Origin of the sequence: Mameliella sp. MMSF_3455, assembly GCF_030733205.1 — a bacterium.
Classification (GTDB): domain Bacteria; phylum Pseudomonadota; class Alphaproteobacteria; order Rhodobacterales; family Rhodobacteraceae; genus Antarctobacter.
The window spans coordinates 65,675-85,621 of the sequence record NZ_JASHJL010000023.1 but is presented as its reverse complement, the minus strand read 5'-3'; the positions used below and the strand labels follow the sequence as shown (position 1 = coordinate 85,621).

Annotated in this window: 23 protein-coding genes and 1 pseudogene; 18 read left to right on the top strand and 6 right to left on the bottom strand. The window is 64.4% G+C overall.

Annotated elements, in window-relative coordinates; genetic code table 11:
- The 5 genes and pseudogenes from RBB42_RS17060 to RBB42_RS17040 form a co-directional block, all read left to right on the top strand.
- A pseudogene (locus tag RBB42_RS17060) lies at positions 1 to 296 on the top strand (signal recognition particle-docking protein FtsY); the annotation flags it as partial.
- Positions 297 to 359: 63 nt separating this feature from the next.
- Positions 360 to 1,163, top strand: a complete 804-nt coding sequence (locus tag RBB42_RS17055) for a TatD family hydrolase (RefSeq protein WP_305972416.1) — start codon at positions 360 to 362, stop codon at positions 1,161 to 1,163.
- A complete protein-coding gene (locus tag RBB42_RS17050) occupies positions 1,160 to 1,960 on the top strand; it encodes an MBL fold metallo-hydrolase (RefSeq protein WP_305972417.1) in 801 nt (266 codons plus the stop codon). The genes RBB42_RS17055 and RBB42_RS17050 overlap by 4 nt, the downstream gene beginning before the upstream one ends.
- A gap of 26 nt (positions 1,961 to 1,986) precedes the next feature.
- Positions 1,987 to 2,922: an AEC family transporter gene (locus RBB42_RS17045; protein ID WP_305972418.1), complete on the top strand. Its 936-nt coding sequence runs from the start codon at positions 1,987 to 1,989 to the stop codon at positions 2,920 to 2,922.
- An 82-nt stretch (positions 2,923 to 3,004) separates the two neighbouring features.
- On the top strand, positions 3,005 to 3,928 hold the full coding sequence (locus RBB42_RS17040) for a DMT family transporter (RefSeq protein ID WP_305972419.1): 924 nt from the start codon (positions 3,005 to 3,007) through the stop codon (positions 3,926 to 3,928).
- Positions 3,929 to 3,932: 4 nt separating this feature from the next.
- On the opposite strand, the gene RBB42_RS17035 is transcribed toward RBB42_RS17040, so the two are convergent.
- Positions 3,933 to 4,496, bottom strand: coding sequence for a 5-formyltetrahydrofolate cyclo-ligase (locus RBB42_RS17035; RefSeq protein WP_305972420.1), 564 nt, complete (start codon positions 4,494 to 4,496; stop codon positions 3,933 to 3,935).
- Entirely contained in the window at positions 4,493 to 5,878 is a 1,386-nt protein-coding gene (gene mgtE, locus RBB42_RS17030) for a magnesium transporter (protein WP_305972421.1), read from the bottom strand. Before mgtE ends, RBB42_RS17035 begins: the two co-directional genes overlap by 4 nt.
- Before the next feature lie 107 nt (positions 5,879 to 5,985).
- Here mgtE and guaD point away from each other — a divergent pair, with 107 nt between their 5' ends.
- Positions 5,986 to 7,272 carry a guanine deaminase gene (gene guaD, locus RBB42_RS17025; RefSeq protein ID WP_305972422.1) on the top strand — a complete coding sequence of 429 codons (1,287 nt, stop codon included), beginning with the start codon at positions 5,986 to 5,988 and terminating at the stop codon, positions 7,270 to 7,272.
- Between the two features lie 3 nt (positions 7,273 to 7,275).
- Here the strand turns inward: guaD and RBB42_RS17020 are convergent, their stop codons facing one another.
- From RBB42_RS17020 to nthA, 3 genes are read right to left on the bottom strand one after another with little or no spacing between them, the layout of a single operon-like run.
- On the bottom strand, positions 7,276 to 7,581 hold the full coding sequence (locus tag RBB42_RS17020; RefSeq protein WP_305972423.1) for a nitrile hydratase accessory protein: 306 nt from the start codon (positions 7,579 to 7,581) through the stop codon (positions 7,276 to 7,278).
- Positions 7,578 to 8,252 carry a nitrile hydratase subunit beta gene (nthB, locus tag RBB42_RS17015; RefSeq protein ID WP_305972424.1) on the bottom strand — a complete coding sequence of 225 codons (675 nt, stop codon included), beginning with the start codon at positions 8,250 to 8,252 and terminating at the stop codon, positions 7,578 to 7,580. Before nthB ends, RBB42_RS17020 begins: the two co-directional genes overlap by 4 nt.
- Positions 8,249 to 8,869, bottom strand: coding sequence for a nitrile hydratase subunit alpha (nthA, locus tag RBB42_RS17010; protein WP_305972425.1), 621 nt, complete (start codon positions 8,867 to 8,869; stop codon positions 8,249 to 8,251). Before nthA ends, nthB begins: the two co-directional genes overlap by 4 nt.
- A gap of 127 nt (positions 8,870 to 8,996) precedes the next feature.
- Between nthA and RBB42_RS17005 the strand changes: the two genes are divergently transcribed.
- The 4 genes from RBB42_RS17005 to RBB42_RS16990 all read left to right on the top strand — a co-directional run bounded on the left by RBB42_RS17005 (position 8,997) and on the right by RBB42_RS16990 (position 13,348).
- Positions 8,997 to 9,281 (top strand): hypothetical protein, encoded by a 285-nt coding sequence (locus RBB42_RS17005; RefSeq protein ID WP_305972426.1) that lies wholly within the window; start codon positions 8,997 to 8,999, stop codon positions 9,279 to 9,281.
- 94 nt (positions 9,282 to 9,375) lie between these two features.
- Positions 9,376 to 9,753 carry a preprotein translocase subunit SecG gene (secG, locus tag RBB42_RS17000; protein WP_305972427.1) on the top strand — a complete coding sequence of 126 codons (378 nt, stop codon included), beginning with the start codon at positions 9,376 to 9,378 and terminating at the stop codon, positions 9,751 to 9,753.
- A 456-nt stretch (positions 9,754 to 10,209) separates the two neighbouring features.
- Positions 10,210 to 11,853, top strand: coding sequence for a CTP synthase (pyrG, locus tag RBB42_RS16995; protein ID WP_305972428.1), 1,644 nt, complete (start codon positions 10,210 to 10,212; stop codon positions 11,851 to 11,853).
- 835 nt (positions 11,854 to 12,688) lie between these two features.
- Positions 12,689 to 13,348 (top strand): DUF2306 domain-containing protein, encoded by a 660-nt coding sequence (locus tag RBB42_RS16990; RefSeq protein ID WP_305972429.1) that lies wholly within the window; start codon positions 12,689 to 12,691, stop codon positions 13,346 to 13,348.
- Here the strand turns inward: RBB42_RS16990 and RBB42_RS16985 are convergent.
- A complete protein-coding gene (locus RBB42_RS16985) occupies positions 13,329 to 13,820 on the bottom strand; it encodes a hypothetical protein (protein ID WP_305972430.1) in 492 nt (163 codons plus the stop codon). The genes RBB42_RS16990 and RBB42_RS16985 overlap by 20 nt on opposite strands.
- Positions 13,821 to 13,945: 125 nt before the next feature.
- Between RBB42_RS16985 and RBB42_RS16980 the strand changes: the two genes are divergently transcribed.
- From RBB42_RS16980 to RBB42_RS16945, 8 genes are all read left to right on the top strand, one after another.
- Positions 13,946 to 14,737 carry a 23S rRNA (adenine(2030)-N(6))-methyltransferase RlmJ gene (locus RBB42_RS16980; protein WP_305972431.1) on the top strand — a complete coding sequence of 264 codons (792 nt, stop codon included), beginning with the start codon at positions 13,946 to 13,948 and terminating at the stop codon, positions 14,735 to 14,737.
- Between the two features lie 52 nt (positions 14,738 to 14,789).
- Positions 14,790 to 15,233, top strand: coding sequence for a tellurite resistance TerB family protein (locus tag RBB42_RS16975; RefSeq protein WP_305972432.1), 444 nt, complete (start codon positions 14,790 to 14,792; stop codon positions 15,231 to 15,233).
- 40 nt (positions 15,234 to 15,273) lie between these two features.
- Positions 15,274 to 15,711, top strand: a complete 438-nt coding sequence (locus RBB42_RS16970; protein WP_305972433.1) for a tellurite resistance TerB family protein — start codon at positions 15,274 to 15,276, stop codon at positions 15,709 to 15,711.
- The gene (locus RBB42_RS16965) at positions 15,711 to 16,436 is read left to right on the top strand and encodes a phosphate/phosphite/phosphonate ABC transporter substrate-binding protein (RefSeq protein ID WP_306043418.1); all 726 of its coding nucleotides are present in this window, start codon (positions 15,711 to 15,713) and stop codon (positions 16,434 to 16,436) included. Before RBB42_RS16970 ends, RBB42_RS16965 begins: the two co-directional genes overlap by 1 nt.
- 99 nt (positions 16,437 to 16,535) lie before the next feature.
- Complete coding sequence (locus tag RBB42_RS16960) at positions 16,536 to 17,309, top strand: ABC transporter ATP-binding protein (RefSeq protein WP_305970661.1); 774 nt, start codon at positions 16,536 to 16,538, stop codon at positions 17,307 to 17,309.
- A 64-nt stretch (positions 17,310 to 17,373) separates the two neighbouring features.
- A complete protein-coding gene (locus tag RBB42_RS16955; RefSeq protein ID WP_305970662.1) occupies positions 17,374 to 18,099 on the top strand; it encodes a transporter substrate-binding domain-containing protein in 726 nt (241 codons plus the stop codon).
- A gap of 42 nt (positions 18,100 to 18,141) precedes the next feature.
- Positions 18,142 to 19,023, top strand: coding sequence for an ABC transporter permease (locus RBB42_RS16950; RefSeq protein WP_305970663.1), 882 nt, complete (start codon positions 18,142 to 18,144; stop codon positions 19,021 to 19,023).
- Positions 19,020 to 19,826: an ABC transporter permease gene (locus RBB42_RS16945; RefSeq protein ID WP_305970664.1), complete on the top strand. Its 807-nt coding sequence runs from the start codon at positions 19,020 to 19,022 to the stop codon at positions 19,824 to 19,826. The genes RBB42_RS16950 and RBB42_RS16945 overlap by 4 nt, the downstream gene beginning before the upstream one ends.
- The last annotated feature ends 121 nt before the right edge of the window (positions 19,827 to 19,947 follow it).

Sequence of the window (19,947 nt, the reverse complement as noted above, 5' to 3'; positions counted from 1 at the left end):
ATGCGCAACCCGCACCGGAGCCGCCCCCCGATCCGGCCACGCCTCCTGCGCCGGAACCGGAACCAATCCCTCAACCCGAACCTGATCTACAGCCCGAACCACGACCCGACCGGGCGCCGGAAACGCCTGCGCCGCCTCTCGGCGCTCTTGACCCGCAGCGCGCGGACCCCGAGCTTGGCCCGCCCACGGCACAGGCTCCGGCGACCGCGCTGCGCCCGATCGCACGCCCCTTCGTCCGGCCCGATCCTTTCCTGCCGCGCCCGGTGGCGCGCCCCTTGGGATTGGGCGCCCCCTGACCGGCGCCCCACCTTGACCCTCCCGACGGCATCCTAGATACCACCCCCAACCAAGGAGCCGTCATGACCGTTCCCGCCATTACAGACAGCCATTGCCACCTCGATTTCCCCGACTTCGACCAGGAGCGCCCCGAGGTGATCGACCGCGCCCTGCGCGCGGGCGTGCATCGCATGGTCACCATCTGCACCCGCCTCAGGAACGAACCCCAGGTCCGGGCCATTGCCGAAGCGCATGCGCCGGTCTTCTACGCCGCCGGGACACACCCGATGTCCGCCGCCGAAGAACCCATGGCCACGGTCGATGAGCTTGTCGCCCTCGCGAAACACCCAAAATTCGTCGGCATCGGCGAAACCGGGCTGGACTATCACTATACTGCCGAAAGCGCCGATGTTCAGAAAACCAGCCTGCGCATCCACATCGAGGCGGCACAGGAAACCGGTCTGCCGCTGATCATCCATGCGCGCGACGCCGATGACGACATGGCCCGTATCCTGACGGAAGGATACAAGGCGCAGCCATACACCTGTGTCATGCACTGCTTCTCTTCCAGTGCCGCGCTCGGCAAGGCCGCGCTGGACCTTGGGTTCTACCTGTCCATGTCGGGCATTGCCGCCTTCCCCAAGTCGCAGGACCTGCGCGACATCTTTGCCAGTGCGCCGCTCGACCGGATCCTGGTGGAAACCGACAGCCCGTATCTTGCGCCCCCGCCGCATCGCGGCAAGCGCAACGAACCGGCCTATGTCGCCCATACCGCGCAGAAAGGTGCAGAGGTCTTTGGCCTGCCCTACGAGGAATTCGCCGCGCGGACAGAGGCGAATTTCGACGCGCTCTTCTCCAAGGCCGCCCGTTGGGAGCGCGCTGCATGACAGGTGAATTGCGCTTCACAATTCTTGGCTGCGGATCTTCCGGCGGTGTGCCACGACTGGGCGGCAACTGGGGTGCCTGCGATCCACAAAACCCCAAGAACCGCCGCCGCCGCTGTTCCATGCTGGTCGAACGCGAGACGCAGGACGGCACGACCTCCGTGTTGATCGACACCACGCCCGACATGCGCGACCAACTGCTGGACGCCGGCATCGGGCGTCTGGACGCGGTGGTCTATACCCATGCCCACGCGGATCATACCCACGGCCTGGACGACCTGCGCCAGATCGTCTTCAACACGCGAGAGCGGCTGAACGTCTGGGCCGACGGCGACACTCAGGACGATCTGTTGTCGCGCTTTGCCTATGCCTTCGTCCAGCCCGAGGGTTCACCCTATCCGCCGATCCTGAACCTGCACACGATCGATGGCCCCGTCACGATCGAGGGCGCCGGCGGGCCCGTGACCCTGACCCCGTTCGAGGTCAACCACGGCAGCATCGACGCGCTTGGCTTTCGCATCGGCGACCTGGCCTACCTGCCGGACGTGGCCACCATCCCCGACGCGGCGTGGCCGCATCTGGAAAACCTCGACTGCTGGGTGCTGGACGCGCTGCGCCGCACGCCCCATCCGACACATGCGCATCTCGATCTGGCGCTGGAATGGATCGCCCGCGCCGCCCCCCGGCGCGCGGTGCTGACCAACATGCACATCGACCTCGATTATGCCGAGGTGGAGGCGGAAACACCCGACCACGTCACGCCGGCCTATGACGGCATGATCATTCGCCATGCGATCTGAGCCCCGACGGAACAAGACGGGCTGAGATGCAGGCGCTCCTGGACATCATCCTCCCGGTCTTTCTCGTCATCGGTGCCGGGTATGCCGTGGCATGGCGCGGCTGGTTCTCGGCCTCCGGGGTGGATGGTCTGATGAACTTTACCCAGACCTTCGCCATTCCCTGCCTGCTGTTCCGCGCGATCTGGACCCTGGAACTGGGCGATGATTTCGACCCCTGGCTGCTGGTGAGCTTCTACACCGGATCGGGGGCCTGCTTTGCCGCCGGCCTGCTGGGCGCGCGTCACCTCTTTGACCGCGACTGGGAGGAATCCGTCGCCATCGGGTTCTGCTGCCTGTTCACCAACTCGGTGATGATCGGCCTGGCACTGACCGAACGCGCCTATGGCAGCGACGCCCTGCAACCCAACTATGTCATCATCGCGCTGCATTCTCCGTTCTGCTACGGCCTTGGCATCACCGCGATGGAAATCGCGCGCGCCCGTGCCGCCGGGCTGTCGAACAGGGCACTGCCCGGCAAGGTTGGCAAAGCCATGTTCCGCAATCCGCTGGTGATCGGTATTGCCCTCGGCCTTGCGGCCAATCTTTCCAACATCGACCTGCCCAGCCCCGCCAGTGACGCGCTGGACATGATGATCCAAACCGCGCTGCCCGTCGCGCTTTTTGCCACCGGCGGCATTCTGTTCCGCTATCGGCCGCAAGGCGACGGTCGGGTGATCGCCTTTATCTGCGCGATCACCCTGCTGCTGCATCCAACGATCACCTGGGTGTTGGGATCGATCACTGGCCTGGAAACGCAACCCTTCCGCTCGGCCGTTCTGACGGCTGCCATGGCGCCCGGAGTAAACATCTACGTCTTCGCGAACATGTACGGACGCGCGCGCCGCGTGGCGGCCTCTTCGGTACTGATCGCCACGGCGCTGTCGGTTGTGACGGCCTGGGTCTGGCTGACCCTGCTGCCCTGACGGCCCGGAAAAACGGGCCCGACCGCTTTGACATTCCTCGCGGGCGGTTTCTTGATTCGAGCTGACCAACGGAGGGGCCGAGATGACCACATCGCCAGACCGAACCACCATCGGTATCCTCTTCATGCTGGCCTTCTGCACCTTTGCGCCGATGATGGACGCGTTGGCCAAGGCGACCCCGGCAGAGGTACCCGTGCCGCAGATCCTGGCCTTTCGCTTTGCTATCCAGGTGGTGATCCTGATGCCGCTGGCCGCGGCCCTGGGTCACAGCCACAGGATCACACCGGGCGATCTGGCTCGTCACGTGGCCCGAGCCGCCGCGCTGCTGGCGGCCACGGGCTGCTTCTTTACTGCGCTGCGCTACATGCCCATCGCCGACGCGATCTCGATCTTTTTCGTCGAGCCTTTCGTACTGATCCTCATGGGCGCCGTCTTCCTTGGGGAACCTGTCGGCTGGCGGCGGCTGAGCGCATGCGCCGTGGGCTTTGCTGGCGCGCTGCTGGTGATCCGACCCAGCTTTTCCGACCTGGGACTGGTGGCTTTTTTGCCACTGGTGACGGCGGCGCTCTTCGCCATCTACATGCTTATGACCCGCGCGATGGCGCGGCGCCTGCATCCGCTTGTCCTGCAAGGGCACACGGCGCTGGCGGCCACGGCGCTGATCGTGCCGCCCCTGCTGCTGATGGAGGGGACGGGCAACGCGCTGTTCGATCCGGTCCGGCCACAGGGTCTAGCGATCTGGACGCTGGTCGGGGTCGGCGTGGTGGCGACGATCTCTCACCTGTTCCTGACCTATGCGCTGCGGCTGGCCCCGGCGGGCACGATCGCGCCACTGCAGTACCTGGAAATCGTCGGAGCCACGGTGATCGGCTATTTTGCATTCGGCGATTTCCCGACACCGCTGACATGGGTCGGAATCGCGGTGATCGTCGCCTCCGGGCTATATGTCTTTGAACGGGAACGGCGGCTGGAACTGCGCGCCAAGACGCCGCCGCCACCGGTCTGAGCGTTTACCGCGCCGGGGTGATGACCTCGGCCTCAGTCACGATCAGGTCCAACGGCTGGTCGGTTTCCTCCAGCGGCAAATCGGCATCCTCTTGGGCGCCGAAGGCGAAACCGATCGCCAAGGTCGGGCGCCGCGACCGTAGCATCTCCAGCGTGCGGTCATAGAACCCGCCGCCATAGCCCAAGCGCCCGCCATCGCGGGAAAAGGCGACCAGCGGCACGATCAGCACCTCCGGTTCGAAATAAACCTGGTGCTCCGGGATTTGCGCCCCGAAAGGCCCGTCGACGAGCGTGCAATCCGGCTCCCATCGCGCGAATTTCAGCGGTTGCCCCTTGGCCTGGGTCACCGGCACACCGACGGGGCCATGCGCCGCGGCCTCGGCCATTGCGGGCACCGGATCGATTTCCGTGCGGATCGGCAGAAAGCCGGACAGTGGCACGCCGCGATACCCCGCGAGAACCTCGCTCAGCTTGCCCGCAGCGCCGGGCGCCTGTCCTGCAAAAGCGTCTTTCCGGCGGGCAAAGGCCGCCTTGCGCGCCGCCGCCTTGCGATCGTCCAACGTCATCATAGCAACACCAGCACTGCCAGCCCGAGAAATGCAAAGAAACCGACCACGTCAGTCACCGTAGTCACAAAGGCGCCAGAGGCCAGCGCCGGGTCGACGCCAACCTTTTCAAGGATCACCGGGATCACGATCCCCGCCAGCCCCGCAATGACCAAATTGATGATCATGGCGGTCGCGATCACGCCGCCCAGTTGGAAAGAGCCGAACCAGATGATGCCGACAATTCCCATGATAACGGCAAAGGCCAACCCGTTGATCAGGCCCACCGCGACCTCACGCCGGATCACGCGCCAGAGGTTGGCGCCGGTCAGGTCCTTGGTCGCCAGCGCGCGCACCGCCACGGTCAACGACTGGGTGCCAGCGTTGCCCCCCATCGAGGCCACGATGGGCATCAGCACCGCCAGTGCCACCACCTGGGCGATGGCGGCCTCGAACTGGGCGATGACCAGCGAGGCCAATACCGCCGTCACAAGGTTTACCGCCAGCCAGGGGAAGCGCCGTTTTGTCGTTTCGATCACCCGGTCGGAAAGGCGGCTTTCGCCGTCGACGCCTGCCAGGCGCAGGATGTCTTCCTCGTTTTCCTCGTCCAGAACCGCCATCGCGTCGTCGATGGTGATGACGCCGACCAGCCGCTCATTGTCGTCGACCACCGGCGCCGAGATCAGGTGGTACTGGTTGAAGGCATAGGCCACTTCGCCCTCGTCCCGCGTGACGGGGATGGTGTGAAAGGTTTCTTCGACGATGGATTTCAGCAGCACATCGCGCCGCGACGACATGATCTTGCCCAACGTCACGTTGCCTACGGGCCGTAGCCGGGGATCCACCAGCACGACATGATAGAACTGTTCCGGCAGCCGGTCGGAGCTGCGCATGTAGTCGATGGCGTCACCCACGCTCCAGTGTTCGGGCGCCATGACCACCTCGCGCTGCATCAGGCGCCCGGCGGAGAATTCGGGATAGCTCAGCGACTGGCGGACCGCGGCCGCATCGCCGGCCTCCAGTGCATCCAGAATCGCGTCCTGCTGATCGCTTTCCAGATCCTCGACCAGGTCGACGACGTCATCGGTGTCCAGCTCTCGCACCGCCTCCGCCAGAACCGAGGGCGTCAGCGCGGCAAAGACCTCTTCGCGCAGCGCCTCGTCCAGTTCCGACAGGATTTCACCGTCGAATTCCTTGTCGTAGAGGCGGATCAGCCTGCCGCGATCATAGGCGTTGATCTGTTCCAGCAGGTCGGCGATGTCGGCCGCGTGCAGCGGCTCCATCAGCTCGACCAGCTGTTCCCTGTCCTCGACATCCACCGCATAAAGAATCGCCGCAACAGCCTTGCGGTCCAGCGCATAGGCGTCTTCGGTCTCGGTGGTTTCTGCCTCCAGCTCTTCGGCCATGCCCTGCCCTCCACCTGTCTCAGCCCGACACTATGACAAGCTGTCGGCGGGCGACAGGGGGACTATGGCGATTTACCTTTCTTCGCGACCTGCCTAGGATTTTCTGCATGAGCAAACGTCACCTGCACCTGGGCCAGACCCTGACATTCACCGCCGATCCTCTTGTCGAAGGGCCAGGCGCCGCGCAGCACCACAGGCATGGCGCGCTGGTGGTCGAGGACGGCGTGATCACCCAGGTCGGCGAAGTCGGGACACTGAGTGAAGGTGACTTTGCCAGCATCACGGACCACGGGCAGGCGTTGCTCTTGCCCGGCTTCGTCGATGCCCACGCGCACTACCCGCAGACCGCGATCATCGCCAGTTGGGGCAAGCGGCTGATCGACTGGCTGAACACCTATACGTTCCCCGAGGAAATGCGCTTTGGCGACCCGGGCTATGCCTCGGAAATCGCGGGCCGCTACCTCGATCTTCTGCTGGCGCAGGGCACAACCACGGTATGCAGCTACTGCACGATCCATCCGGCGTCGGTGGATGCCTTTTTCGAGGCGGCAGAGGCGCGTGGCATGCGTGTTCTGGGTGGCAAGACCTGCATGGACCGAAACGCGCCGGCCGGGCTGCGCGATACCGCGCAATCCGCCTATGACGACAGCAAGACGCTGCTGGCCCGCTGGCACGGACGGGGCCGCGCCTCTTATGTCATCACCCCCCGGTTTTCGCCCACTTCGACGCCGGAACAGCTCTCGGCCCTCGGCGCGCTATGGGCTGAACATCCGGACTGCCTGATGCAGACCCACCTCAGCGAGCAGACCGACGAAATTGCCTGGGTTCGATTGCTGTTTCCGCAGGCGCGTGACTACCTCGACACTTACGAGGCACACGGCCTGCTGGGCGCAAACGGTCTTTATGGTCATGCCATCCACCTGGAGCCGCGCGAAATGGACCGGCTGCGCGAAGTCGGTGCCGCACTGGTCCATTGCCCGACCTCCAACACCTTCATCGGTTCCGGTCTGTTTGACTTGGACGGGCTGACGCGCGCGGGCCAGCGCGTGGGGCTTGCCACCGACACCGGTGGCGGATCGTCCTTTTCCATGTTGCGCAGCATGGCGGCCGCCTACGAGATCGCCCAATTGCGCGGGCGCGCCCTGCACCCGGCGGAACTGATCTGGTTGGCCACAACGGGCTCAGCCCGTGCGCTCCGACTCGATAACCGCATCGGCAGCCTTGCCCCGGGGTACGAGGCCGATTTCATCGCACTGGACCTCGCCTCGACCCCGGCCATTGCCCAGCGTAGCGCACGGGCGGGTGACATATGGGAGGCGTTGTTTCCAACGATCATGATGGGCGACGACCGCGCCATCGCGGCCACCTACGTTGCCGGGCGGCGCGTGGTCTGAGGCTCAACCGATCCGCACGGACTCTCCGTGCGGCGTTGCTGTATAGGCATCCTCCCAGGCGGCCCGCAGCGCGCGCAGGTCCTCGGCCCCGGCGATCCCCTTCTCGGTACAGATCCGCTCCAGCGCCGCAACCCAGGCGACGAAATAATCATCGCCGCCGTCCAGCTCTTTCGACAGGCCATGCTGCGCCAGCACCGCGCCAAAGGTCTGCGTCCATTCCGGCCATGTGAACGCCCCGCCCGCTTCCAGCGACACGGCCAGCGCAAAAGCCTGGGCATGCCAGGGCGCCTCAAAGACCGGCTCGGTCATGTCTCTGGCTCCAGGTAACTTTCCCAGAGATCGCAACTGACCGTATCCCCCGGCACCTCCGCCCTCCCCCAGACATCGGCCGCGTCGAAGACCACGGTGTAAAGCGGTTCCGGCCGTTCGCCCAATCCATGTGCGTTTGTATCGGGAAAAACATGGCAGCCATGCACGCGTTCGACCACACCGTGCAGCCCGGCGGCATAGCCTGGCAGGCGCGTATGTCCGCCCGTCACGGCCAGATTGCGCGCCGGGCGACGCGTGCGCACCCGATCGCCGGGCCCAAAGCGCGACGCGGGACCGTCGCGCACGACCGGCCCTCCGCGCGCCAACGCGCCGGCCACCGACTCGGCCCGCAGCCTGCGCTCAGCCAAGGGCGACGGCGCCGGATCGGCTCCCGCCAGTTCGTCTCGCGTGACCACCCCTTGGGCCACCAGCAAGTCCGCCAGCCCGGCCAGCCATTTCTCATAGTAGGAAAACGCCAGGTAATCGGCAGGGGCAAGGCATTCACGGGCAAAGCGCGACCTGTCGAGCGTCCATTGCCCCAACGCCCCGGCCGCCAGGGTCACCGCCAGCGCGCGCCCATGCCAGTCCCTGGCAAAGACGGGTGCGTCCTTGGGCTCCGGCCGCACCGGACCGTCACCGAACCGCCCGCCCATGTCATGAACCCGGCTCATGTGGGCGCCTCCGCCAGCGCCGTGCCGATCATCGCGTCCCGGCTGACCAGCGCCGCCAATGCGCTTTCGTCCAGTCCCTCCGTCCCGACGGGGCGCATCGGCAGCACGAGGTAACGAACCTCGGCGGTCGAATCCCAGACGCGCACCCGTTGCCCCTCGGGCAAGGTCAAGCCGAAATCGGCAAGCACCTTGCGCGGCTCGCGCACCGCCCTTGCCCGGTAGGCATCGGACTTGTACCAGCCCGGCGGGATCCCAAGCAGCGGCCAAGGGTAGCAACTGCACAGGGTGCAGACGACCATGTTGTGCTGTTCCGGCGTGTTCTCTACCGCGACCACATGTTCGCCTTGCCGCCCGGTGAACCCCATCTCGGCCACCGCCGCCGTCGCATCTTTCAGCAAACGCTTGCGGAAATCCGGATCGATCCATGCCCGGGCGACCACTGCTGCGCCGTTCCTCGGGCCGACCTTGTGGGCATAGGTCTCGATGATCTCGTCCAGCGCGGCGGGATCGATCAGCCCCTTGCGTGTCAAAAGCGTTTCCAGCGCCTTCACACGCAGCTCTGGGTCAGGCGGCAAGAGACTATGCGGCGGGGCGTCGTCGGCGTGATCGTGGGGCATGTACAGAGCTTGCCCTGATGCACCCGCCCACGCAAGCATCCCGCAGGGGCGCGGCCGCGCGTGACAGACACCGTCCGCTGTGCGACGGTCACCAAAGTCCTGACCCATCGCAAGGAAACCACTTTTCATGACCAAAGCCCGTCTCGGGTCCGCCTTCGTGCTTGCCCAGACACTTGGCGCCGGACCGGCCTCAGCCGTCGTCACATTCGATCTCACGGACGCGCGGGCCGCCGAGCTGATTGCCCAGTGCGAAGCCGAGGACGGCGCACCGTGGAAACACACCAACCGCCCGACCGTGGTGAACTGCTGCATCCCCGGCCAGGACTGGTGCGTGGTCTGCACGGCTGGCAGTCCGGAGGCTCCAACCGCCTGCATGTCGCTTGGCGTCCCGCCCGCGAAACCCGCAGAGTGACCGGCCAGCACCGGCTGGCTTGCGGTTTCATTGCTTGCACCGGCGCAACGCTTCGCCTACATGAGCCGAAACCGACCCAACAGGCGCAGGCCCCATGGAAAACGTCATCCTCATCGTCCACCTTCTTCTGGCTCTCGGCCTGATCGGCGTCGTGCTGCTTCAGCGCAGCGAAGGCGGCGGCCTGGGGATCGGCGGTGGTGGCGGAGCCATGAGCCAGCGTGCGCCGCTGACCGCGCTTGGCAAGCTGACCTGGATCCTTGCTGTCGGCTTTATCATCACCTCGATCACGCTGACGATCATTGCCGCCCAGAACGCCTCGGGCAGCTCGATCCTCGACCGTCTCGGAACGCAGGAGCCGGCCACTGATGCGCCGGCCCCGGCCCCCGGGCTTGATGGAATCGACCCGAACGCGCTTGTCCCCCCGCCCTCGGCGCAGGACGGCGACGCGCCATTGGTTCCGCGCGCGGACTGACGCGACACAGGGTATTGACGCAAAGGCGGCCTTTTTGGCCGCCTTTTTCGTTCCGCACGGTCACAACCGTCCGTCGTTCGAGTTCAGCCTGGGCTTGGCCATTGAAGGTCTCGGATGGGACATCTCCAACGCCATGTCCTGTATCGCGCGTGTCGGGCTGCCGCTGTTCCGAAGGGCCTTTGCCAGTCCGCGCAGGGCCCAGATTTCGGAACGCAAGATCGCTGCCGCCCCGGGAATGCAGACCGGCGGGAACAGCGCGACACGGCGTCAGACCGCCTACAACCCCTTGCAGATTGCCCATGCTGCGCAACAGCATCTAGCGGTCATCTGGACAAATCCGCGCGAATCCACTATGTGTCAAATCCCGTGTTGCAGCTGGTGCCACATCCGGTACAAGCCGCGTCTGAACTTGCAGGAACGCAGGCAATTGCCTGCAAAAATCACGGGGTTACCCAGATGGCGCGCTTCATCTTCATCACCGGCGGTGTGGTCTCTTCGCTTGGCAAGGGGCTGGCTTCCGCTGCCCTTGGCGCTCTTCTCCAGGCACGCGGCTTTTCGGTCCGCCTGCGCAAGCTGGACCCCTATCTGAACGTCGATCCCGGTACGATGTCGCCCTTTGAACATGGCGAGGTCTTTGTCACCGACGATGGCGCGGAAACCGACCTCGACCTGGGGCATTACGAACGCTTTACCGGTGTCCCTGCGCGCAAGACCGATTCCATCTCTTCGGGCCGCGTCTATACCAATGTGCTGGAGAAGGAGCGCCGCGGCGACTACCTCGGCAAGACCATTCAGGTCATTCCCCACGTCACCGACGAGATCAAGAACTTCATCTCCATCGGCGAGGACGAGGTCGATTTCATGCTCTGCGAGATCGGCGGCACCGTCGGCGACATCGAGGGCCTGCCCTTCTTCGAGGCGATCCGCCAGTTTTCCCAGGACAAGCCGCGCGGCCAATGTGTCTTCATGCACCTCACCCTGCTGCCCTGGATCAAGGCCAGCGGCGAATTGAAGACCAAGCCGACCCAGCACTCCGTCAAGGAGCTGCGGTCGATCGGCCTTGCGCCGGATATCCTGGTCTGCCGGTCCGAAGGCCCGATCCCGCAGAAAGAGCGCGAGAAGCTGGCGCTGTTCTGCAACGTCCGCCCCGACAGCGTGATTGCCGCGCAGGACCTGCCGTCGATCTACGACGCGCCGTTGGCCTATCACCGCGAGGGGATGGACCAGGCGGTTCTGGACGCCTTCCAGATCAGCCCGGCGCCCAAGCCCGACCTGTCGAAATGGGAGGATGTCAGCGACCGGATCCACAACCCCGAGGGCGAGGTCAACGTCGCCATCGTCGGCAAGTACGTCCAGCTGGAGGACGCCTATAAATCCATCGCCGAGGCACTGACCCACGGCGGCATGGCGAACCGGGTCAAGGTACGGGTCGAATGGGTCGATGCCGAGATATTCGACCGCGAGGACCCGGCGCCGCACCTGGAGAAATTCGATGCCATCCTCGTCCCCGGCGGCTTTGGCGAGCGCGGGACCGAGGGCAAGATCAAGGCGGCGCAATTCGCCCGCGAGCACAAGGTGCCCTACCTCGGCATCTGCCTTGGAATGCAGATGGCGGTGATCGAGGCCGCGCGCAATGTCGCCGGGGTGGCCAAGGCGGGCTCCGAGGAATTTGACCACGAGGCTGGGGAAAAGCGTTTCGAACCCGTGGTTTATCACCTCAAGGAATGGGTGCAGGGCAACGAGAAGGTCAACCGCCGCCCGGATGACGCCAAGGGCGGCACGATGCGGCTGGGCGCCTATGACGCCGTGCTGACCGAAGGCTCGAAGGTGGCCAAGGTCTATGGCAAGACGGCCATCGACGAACGCCACCGCCACCGCTACGAGGTCGACATCAAGTACCGCGAGCAGTTGGAAACCAGCGGTCTGTGCTTCTCGGGCATGTCCCCGGATGGCAAGCTGCCAGAAATCGTGGAATGGCCCGACCACCCCTGGTTCATCGGCGTACAGTTCCACCCCGAGCTGAAGTCGAAACCCTTTGACCCGCATCCGCTGTTCAGGGATTTTGTGCGGGCGGCGAAAGAGGTTAGTAGGCTGGTGTAAGTAATGGCGAGGGGAAGATTTTCAAGGTTTCGAAGGAACTTCGACACTTTTGGCGCAACCATTTTGGTTTGCTTGCTTCCCGCCGTTCTCCAAGCCGAACAGTTTATATGTAGCCCTGAAGCTTCGGGCGGCGTATCCTTCGCAGAGAACCCACGCAAGTGGGTCGGGACACGCTTTAGTCCCGGGGGGCCGTTCATAATTACCAGTACGCCCCCAAGCGAACCATTCAAACAATACGCCAGTTATTATGTTTTTGAAGTCGGGAAAGAATATCCAACCGGCTATTGCGCGGATGGTTTTTCCTCTAGCGGAATTTTGATGTGCGAGAAGTTTGGCTGGCTCATTTTCAACAAAGAGACTCTAAGGTTCGCGGACTATTACGCATTTGGATACACAGACGGCGTGGATAACAATGACAATACGCCCGCTGTAACGGTTGGGAAATGCACGCGGTTTTAGTCGATTGTATACTCAGCTATTTTCTCCCCCCTAAACAGGCTCGGCGGGCGCCGACTCTCGGCAAGGCGCTCCGGTACCTGACCGGGTGCACCTTTTCGCGATACATTCTTGGGCTGGGGTTCCACCCTTTCAGGGCTGAAAGGCGACATTGGCGCCCTTTCAAGACGCCTCTCCCCCTCAAAGATCAGCATCCAACCCAACCAAAGCGCCCCCGTCTCGCCGGAGGCGCGCCAATCATCAACGGCGCACCTTGGGTACGACGGGTGCGTCATGCCACAGGCATGCTTTCAGCATGACGCTCGCGCGGCGCCCTGCGGGTTTGTTCCGCGCTTGGAGCTTCGCGCAAGGCTAGCACGCTCACCCCTACCCTTTCGCCATGTTCCGCCGCGCCCTGCCCTCTGCCCTGCTGGTGCTCCTGGTCTTGATGGTGCTGCCCTTTGCCTGGCACGCACTCACCCGGCCGGTGCTGGCGCTGCAAGGCGTGCCCGAGGCGCTGGGGCGGCTGTTTCATCCCGGCGCACTTCTCTCGAACCTTGCCATCTACGCCCACATGATCAGCGGCGCGATCATCACCGCCACCGTGCCGCTACAGATCCTGCCCATGATCCGCCACCGGGCGCCCCGCCTGCACCGGCTCTCGGGCTATACGCTTGCCACGACGGCCATTTTCACCGGCCTCGCAGGCCTGCTCTATATCGCGCTGCAGGGCACCATCGGCGGCGCCTGGATGTCAGGCTGGTTCGCGCTTTATGGCGTGCTGATGATCCTCGCCGCGGCCAACACCGTCTATTATGCCATCGACAAGGACGTGACCCGACACCGCCGCTGGGCGCTGCGGCTGATGGTGCTGGCGGTGGGCTCCTACCTCTATCGCCTGCACTACGGGCTGTGGTTCGCCGCGACGGGCGGCGTCGGGGTGGATGACTTTTATGGCCCCTTCGACCGCGCGATGGTCTGGGCCTTCTACCTGCCCTACCTCGCGCTCTTGGAACTCTGGTTTCTGGGTGAACGTCGCCTCAGCCGAAAACCAGCGTGAGGATACAGTCCCAGCCGTTCTCTGCCGTGCCCGCAGCGCAGAACCCCGTCCCGATCCGCCCCGCCATCATGTAGAGCATCCCGGCAAAGGCCGCCCCATGCGTGACCCAGACCAGGCGGGGACGGTTGTCCTGCGCAGTTCGGATCAGCGCCCCGTTGATGTCCGGAAAAGACCGGTTCAGACGCCGGAATTCACGGCTCATGGTGATGGCGATGTCATAGTGCTGCCGCAGAGCCTGCCCGTTCACATAGGTGAAAAAGGCGACGGCCAGCACGAACATCCCGGCGAAACTACTCCCCATCTCGCCCTGGTAGAAATGCAGGAACCCGAAAATCGGGATGTAGGAAGTCAGGAACATGCCCCAGATGAAATCGATCTTTTGCCAGATCATGACATAGACGCGCAGGTATTCCAGCAGCTCCTTTTCCCGCGCTTCGCGGTCGACCACACCCTGCGCGCCGCTCTGTGCCATTCACTCCGCCTCATCAGGACCCTCGGGGTCATCACCCCCTATGTGATACCGGGTTGCGGGTGATGCGCAAGCGGCCAGCCCCAATGGCCCTTGCCAGCCCCGCCGCAAACTCTTAGGCCGCTCGCATGCTGTCCTATCAACATGCCTATCATGCCGGGAACCTTGCCGACGTGCACAAGCACGCGGCGCTGGCGTGGATGCTGGACTACCTGACTCGCAAGCCGAAACCGTTGAGCTACATCGAGACGCACGCCGGGCGCGGGCTCTACGACCTTGAAGGCGCCGAAGCGGTCAAGACAGGCGAGGCCGCGCAGGGGATCGCCCGCGCCAAAAACTGGTTTGGCGCGGATCATCCCTATGCCCGGGCACTGAAAACGGTGCGGGACGAAAGGGGGCCCTCTGCCTATCCCGGCTCTCCGCTGATCGCACAAAGCCTGTTGCGCGAAGACGATCGGCTGCACCTGGCCGAACTGCATCCCCAAGAGCACGAGGCACTGTCCAGTGCTGTGCGGGCGCCGAACACGCGCGTCTACAGGCAGGATGGCTATGAGATGGCGCAAAGCCTCTGCCCGCCGACCCCGCGGCGCGGTCTGATGCTGATCGACCCAAGCTGGGAGGTGAAAGCCGATTACGCCAGCGTCCCCCGGACCATGCAGGCCCTCACGCGGAAATGGAACGTGGGCATCCTGGTGCTCTGGTATCCGCTGCTGCGGGACGGGACACATGTGCCCATGCTGCGCCAGCTCGAGGCCGAGTTCCCCGCGGCCCTGCGCCACGAGGTCCGCTTTCCACCCGCCCGGGACGGACACCGCATGATCGGCTCCGGCCTTTTTGTCGTGAACCCGCCGTGGGGGCTGGACGCGGCACTGAAACCACTCTCGTCCCAATTCGCCAAGACCGGCTCAACGGGCAGGTGACGCGACCTCTGGCACCATGCTACTCCATTGCCGAACCATCAGGAGGCCGGCCATGTTCGAGCGGTTGAAAGCCTTTTTCCACCACGGTCCGCGCCAGCCAGCACCGCTGCCGGAACCGGATGCCAAGCTGGCGCTTGGCACGCTGCTGGTGCGCGTCGCGCGGGCGGACGACACCTATCTCTTCGAGGAAATCAGCCAGATCGACCGGACCCTGTCGACGGCGTTCGGACTGAACCCGGTGGAGGCCGCAAAGATGCGCGCCACCTGCGAAAGGCTGGCCCGCGAGATCAAGGACGACGCGAGGATGACGGCGCTGATCCGCGAGAACGTGGACTATGCCCACCGCGTCGAAACCGTGCAGGCGCTTTGGCAGGTGGCCTGGGCGGACGGAATCACCGACGCCCGCGAGGCCGCGCTGGTGAACCTGGTCGAAGAGGCGCTTGGCGTCGCGCCACATGACAACGAGGCGGCGCGCAGTGCGGCCGTGATCCCCTGAGGAATTGTGCCCGCCCGAAACCGGGCTTATATCCCCGACCATGTTCGCAGATTTCCTCAAGCGCCTGACGGCGACCGATCCCGCCCCACTTCCCGACGAGGACGCACGGCTCGCGCTCACCGCGCTGCTGGTCCGCGTCGCCCGGTCCGACGGCACCTTCGATGACAGCGAAAGGGACCGTATCGACCGGATCATCGCCACCCGTTACGGCCTGTCGCCCTTCGAGGCTGCGCGTCTGCGCTCCGAGGGCGAGGGACTGGAATCCGAGGCGCCGGACACCGTGCGCTTTACCCGCGCGATCAAGGATGCCGTCCCCTACGAGGACCGTATCGCAGTGATCGAGGCGCTCTGGCAGGTGGTGCTGGCCGATGGCGTGCGCGAGGCCGAGGAAGACGCGCTGCTCAGGCTTGTGTCCAATCTCCTGGGGATCAACGACCGTGACAGCGCCCTGGCACGGCAACGGGTCGAGAAGAAGTAATGATTGCCAGCCTTCCGATGTACTGGTGGCCCGAGAACGCCACCGCCTGGTCGCGATTCTGGGATGACATGCGTGCGCGCCTGCCCCAATTGCCCCCGATCACCCCACCCGAGGATCTGCCTGCCGACTGGTACGCGCACTGGGGCGCCCCTGACCTGGTCCTGTCCCATGTCTGCGGCCTGCCTTTTGCGACCACCTTCGCCGAACGGGTCACTTATGTCGCCTCGATCGACTTTGCCCTGCCGGACACGCCCCCCGGCTGGTATCATTCGGTCGTCGTCACCCGGCCCGACGAGGCCCGCGCGCGCGCGGATCTACGGCTTGCCTACAATTCCGCTGATAGCCAGTCAGGGTGGGGCAGCACCCGCGGCCATAACTTTGCAGGATACCTCGAAACCGGGGCGCACCGCGCCTCTGCCACCGCGGTGGCCGAAGGCCGGGCCGATGTCGCCTATATCGACGCGGTGAGCTGGCGTATACTGGAACAGGTTGCGCCCGATGTCGCGGCGTCACTGAAGGTCATCGACCGCAGCGCGCCGACACCCGGTCTGGCCCTGATTGCGGCACCCGGGACGGATCCGGCGCCCTTGCGAGAGGCCTTCGCCGCCGCTCTGGACGCACTGACAGTCGAGGACCGCCGGATCATGGGCGGCCCGGTCGGACTGGCCCAGGTCGGGGCCGAGAGCTATCGAAGCCTGCCCCTTGCGGCGCCGATGCCCGCCTGACCGAAGGTCAGAACAGGACTTTTTGCCCTTGGCCCCCTTGCCAAGCCCGCAGGTTTGCGCGTTGATACCGGGCATCCTGCGATCTGCCCGAGGCTCCGCTTGTCCGACACGCCCGTCATCGAAATCCGCAACCTTCACAAGGCCTATGGCTCTCTTGAAGTTCTCAAGGGAGTCGACATCACGGCCCGCAAGGGCGACGTGGTCTCGCTGATCGGATCTTCCGGTTCGGGCAAGTCCACGCTGCTGCGCTGCTGCAACCTGCTGGAAGACAGCCAACAGGGCGACATCCTCTTCAAGGGCGAACCCGTCCACTGGAAAGGCGAGGGCCACAACCGCCGCCCGGCGGATGCCAAGCAGGTGCTGCGTATCCGAACGAACCTGTCGATGGTGTTCCAGCAGTTCAACCTGTGGGCCCATATGACCATCCTGCAGAACGTGATGGAGGCGCCGGTCACGGTGCTGGGCCGCGACCGGGCGCAGGTGGAAAAGGCCGCGCGCGGCTACCTGGACAAGGTGGGCATTGGCGACAAATGCGACGTCTACCCGGCGCAACTGTCGGGTGGCCAGCAACAGCGCGCCGCCATTGCCCGCGCGCTCTGCATGGAGCCGGAGGCGCTGCTCTTCGACGAACCGACCAGCGCGCTGGATCCGGAACTGGAGCAGGAAGTGGTGCGGGTGATCAAGTCGCTCGCACAGGAAGGGCGCACGATGCTGATCGTGACCCATGACATGAAGATGGCCTCTGATGTCAGCGACCACGTGGTGTTCCTGCACCAGGGGCTGATCGAGGAACAGGGCCCGCCGGAAACGCTCTTCGGCGCGCCGAAATCGGAACGGCTGCAGGGGTTCCTGAAGTCGACCGTTCATGCCTAGGCCAAAAGGGCCAGCATCCTAAAATCGGCGGGACAGCCGCCAGAACCTACCAGGGAGTAACGACATGAAAAAGCTTCTGATCGGAACCGCGGCACTTGCGATGCTCGCCGGTGCGGCCTTCGCGGAAAGCCATTCGGTGGTCCGCCTCGGCACCGAGGGCGCCTATCCTCCGTACAACTACATCGACGACGACGGCGAAGTGGCCGGCTTCGAGCGCGAGCTTGGCGACGAGCTGTGCAAGCGCGCGGAACTGACCTGCGAATGGGTCACGAACGAGTGGGATTCGATCATCCCCAACCTGGTCTCCGGCAACTACGACGCCATCATCGCCGGCATGTCGATCACCGACGAGCGTGACGAAGTCATCGACTTCACCCAGAACTACACCCAGCCCGACCCGTCCGCCTTCCTGGCGATGGAAGGCATGGACCTCGACATGGAGGGCGGCATCTTCGCGGCTCAGGCAGGCACGATCCAGGCCTCGTACATCGCCGAGATGGGCGCAACGCTGGTCGAATTCGCCACGCCTGACGAAACCATCGCCGCCGTGCGCAACGGCGAGGCGGACGCGGTTCTGGCCGACAAGGCCTACCTGGCGCCCATCGCCGAGGAAAGCGCGGACCTTGCCTTTGTGGGTGAGGACATCCTGATCGGCGGCGGCATCGGCCTTGGCCTGCGCGAAAGCGATGGCGAACTGCGCGAGAAGTTCGACGCGGCGATCCAGTCGATGAAAGACGACGGTTCGCTGAATGCGCTGATCGAGAAATGGGAACTCGGCGCAACGTTCTGAAAAGGTGGGGCGGGGTAATCTCCCGCCCCGTCAGGTTCCGCGATGTTCGGTTTCTGCACTGACCCCGATACGCTCTCCGGCCTGAGCTGGATGGCCTGCTACCTGACCACGGGCAAGCACATGGCCATCTACTGGTCGGTGGGCACGGTCCTGCTGCTGCTGGCGATCACCGCGCCGGCCGCGCTGGCCTTCGGCTTTGCCGGGGCGTCGGCGGCGCGGTCGCGCATCCTGCCGCTCAGCTGGCTGGGGCGCGGCTATATCGCCATTGTCCGCGGCGTGCCGGACATCGCCTTTTTCCTGTTCTTCGTCATCGCCCTGGACCAGTTCTTTGAATGGATCCGGCACAAGGCGAAATGCCCCGACTGGGATCAGCCGATCCGGCAGGGCAATGATTTCGTGGTCTGCGCCGAGGCCAAGCTGCCCCTGGGCAACGCCGCGCAATGGGTCCATGAAACCTACGGCTTCTTCCTGGCGGTTCTGACATTTGCCATTGTTTTCGGGGCCTTCGCGGCGAACGTCCTGTTCGGCGCCATGCGGGCCGTACCGCGTGCCCAGATGGAAACGGCCGAGGCCTATGGCATGAGCCCGCGCCAGTGTTACTGGCGCATCCTGGTGCCGCAGATGTGGGTCTATGCCCTGCCCGGCCTGTCGAACCTCTGGATGGTGCTGATCAAGGCGACACCACTGCTGTTCCTGCTGGGGGTCGAGGATATCGTCTACTGGGCACGCGAACTGGGCGGCGCCAAGACGGCACGGTTCACCGACTACCCGCATGGCGACTGGCGCATGTGGTATTTCTTGGCGCTGCTGGTTTTCTACCTGATGTTCACGCGGGTGTCCGAAATCGTGCTGGACCGGATCATGAAGCGTCTGACCCACGGCCAGGCGACCTCGGGCGGTGAAGCGCAGAGGAAGGCGGCATGAGCTGTTTGCAGACCATCGCCGACTATGGCCTGCGCTCCATCGGGATCGGTGAGCGGCTGTTGCCGCGCGAGGATTTCACGCTGTGCCAGCAGTTCACCCTGATCGGCTCGGGGATGATCTGGAACGTCTATTTCGGGCTCATCGCGCTCTTGACCGGGTTCTTCCTGGCCACGGCGGTGGCCCTGGGCAAGGCCTCGTCGAACCCGCTGGCGCGCAAACCGTCGGAGTGGTTCATATTTGTCTTTCGTGGCAGCCCCTTGTTTATCCAGTTCTTTTTTGCCTATTTCGCGTTCCTCAGCCTGAAATCCGTCTCGCCCGTCTTTGATCCCCTCACCTCGGCCTGGCTGGGGGCGGCGATCGTCCTGTTCCTGAACACGGCCGCCTATTCCGGAGAGATCTTCTATGGCGCGCTGCTGTCGATCCCCAAGGGTGACACGGAAGCGGCGGATGCCTACGGGTTCTCGGGGATGACCAAGTTCCGCAAGATCACCTGGCCCACGATGTTGCGGCTGGCCTGGCCTGCCTACACGAACGAGGCGATCTTTCTCTTTCATGCCACGACATTGGTCTATTTCTCGGGCTTTCCGGCCTGGCGGCAAAAGGGCGACGCGCTGTATTACGCCAACTATTTTGCCGACAAGACCTTCAACCCCTTCGTGCCCTACCCCATCCTGGCCGGGTATTTCATCCTTGTCACGCTGGTCATCATCTCGGTCTTCGGGCTGGTGAACCGGCGGCTGAACCGGCACCTGCCGCAGGAGGTCCGGGGCCGGCTGAAGATGCGGATGAACCTGATCCGCTGAGGCTCTGGTTGTGTACGTTTTGTACAAAACGTACGTCGATTCCGGCAAAACGTACAAACGCGCAAGAAACGGTTAACCCTGCCCGAAACATGTCCGCGAGACGGGCGCCCTGCGCCAGCCC

Coding starts and splice junctions, on each gene's coding strand:
- RBB42_RS16975 (WP_305972432.1), top strand. CDS start 14,790: ATGTTCGAGCGGTTGAAAGCCTTTTTCCACCACGGTCCGCGCCAGCCA.
- RBB42_RS16985 (WP_305972430.1), bottom strand. CDS start 13,820: ATGGCACAGAGCGGCGCGCAGGGTGTGGTCGACCGCGAAGCGCGGGAA.
- RBB42_RS16970 (WP_305972433.1), top strand. CDS start 15,274: ATGTTCGCAGATTTCCTCAAGCGCCTGACGGCGACCGATCCCGCCCCA.
- RBB42_RS17040 (WP_305972419.1), top strand. CDS start 3,005: ATGACCACATCGCCAGACCGAACCACCATCGGTATCCTCTTCATGCTG.
- secG (WP_305972427.1), top strand. CDS start 9,376: ATGGAAAACGTCATCCTCATCGTCCACCTTCTTCTGGCTCTCGGCCTG.
- RBB42_RS16980 (WP_305972431.1), top strand. CDS start 13,946: ATGCTGTCCTATCAACATGCCTATCATGCCGGGAACCTTGCCGACGTG.
- RBB42_RS16945 (WP_305970664.1), top strand. CDS start 19,020: ATGAGCTGTTTGCAGACCATCGCCGACTATGGCCTGCGCTCCATCGGG.
- nthB (WP_305972424.1), bottom strand. CDS start 8,252: ATGAGCCGGGTTCATGACATGGGCGGGCGGTTCGGTGACGGTCCGGTG.
- RBB42_RS16990 (WP_305972429.1), top strand. CDS start 12,689: ATGTTCCGCCGCGCCCTGCCCTCTGCCCTGCTGGTGCTCCTGGTCTTG.
- RBB42_RS17020 (WP_305972423.1), bottom strand. CDS start 7,581: ATGACCGAGCCGGTCTTTGAGGCGCCCTGGCATGCCCAGGCTTTTGCG.
- RBB42_RS17055 (WP_305972416.1), top strand. CDS start 360: ATGACCGTTCCCGCCATTACAGACAGCCATTGCCACCTCGATTTCCCC.
- RBB42_RS16955 (WP_305970662.1), top strand. CDS start 17,374: ATGAAAAAGCTTCTGATCGGAACCGCGGCACTTGCGATGCTCGCCGGT.
- RBB42_RS16965 (WP_306043418.1), top strand. CDS start 15,711: ATGATTGCCAGCCTTCCGATGTACTGGTGGCCCGAGAACGCCACCGCC.
- RBB42_RS17035 (WP_305972420.1), bottom strand. CDS start 4,496: ATGATGACGTTGGACGATCGCAAGGCGGCGGCGCGCAAGGCGGCCTTT.
- RBB42_RS17045 (WP_305972418.1), top strand. CDS start 1,987: ATGCAGGCGCTCCTGGACATCATCCTCCCGGTCTTTCTCGTCATCGGT.
- RBB42_RS17005 (WP_305972426.1), top strand. CDS start 8,997: ATGACCAAAGCCCGTCTCGGGTCCGCCTTCGTGCTTGCCCAGACACTT.
- RBB42_RS17050 (WP_305972417.1), top strand. CDS start 1,160: ATGACAGGTGAATTGCGCTTCACAATTCTTGGCTGCGGATCTTCCGGC.
- guaD (WP_305972422.1), top strand. CDS start 5,986: ATGAGCAAACGTCACCTGCACCTGGGCCAGACCCTGACATTCACCGCC.
- pyrG (WP_305972428.1), top strand. CDS start 10,210: ATGGCGCGCTTCATCTTCATCACCGGCGGTGTGGTCTCTTCGCTTGGC.
- nthA (WP_305972425.1), bottom strand. CDS start 8,869: ATGCCCCACGATCACGCCGACGACGCCCCGCCGCATAGTCTCTTGCCG.
- RBB42_RS16950 (WP_305970663.1), top strand. CDS start 18,142: ATGTTCGGTTTCTGCACTGACCCCGATACGCTCTCCGGCCTGAGCTGG.
- mgtE (WP_305972421.1), bottom strand. CDS start 5,878: ATGGCCGAAGAGCTGGAGGCAGAAACCACCGAGACCGAAGACGCCTAT.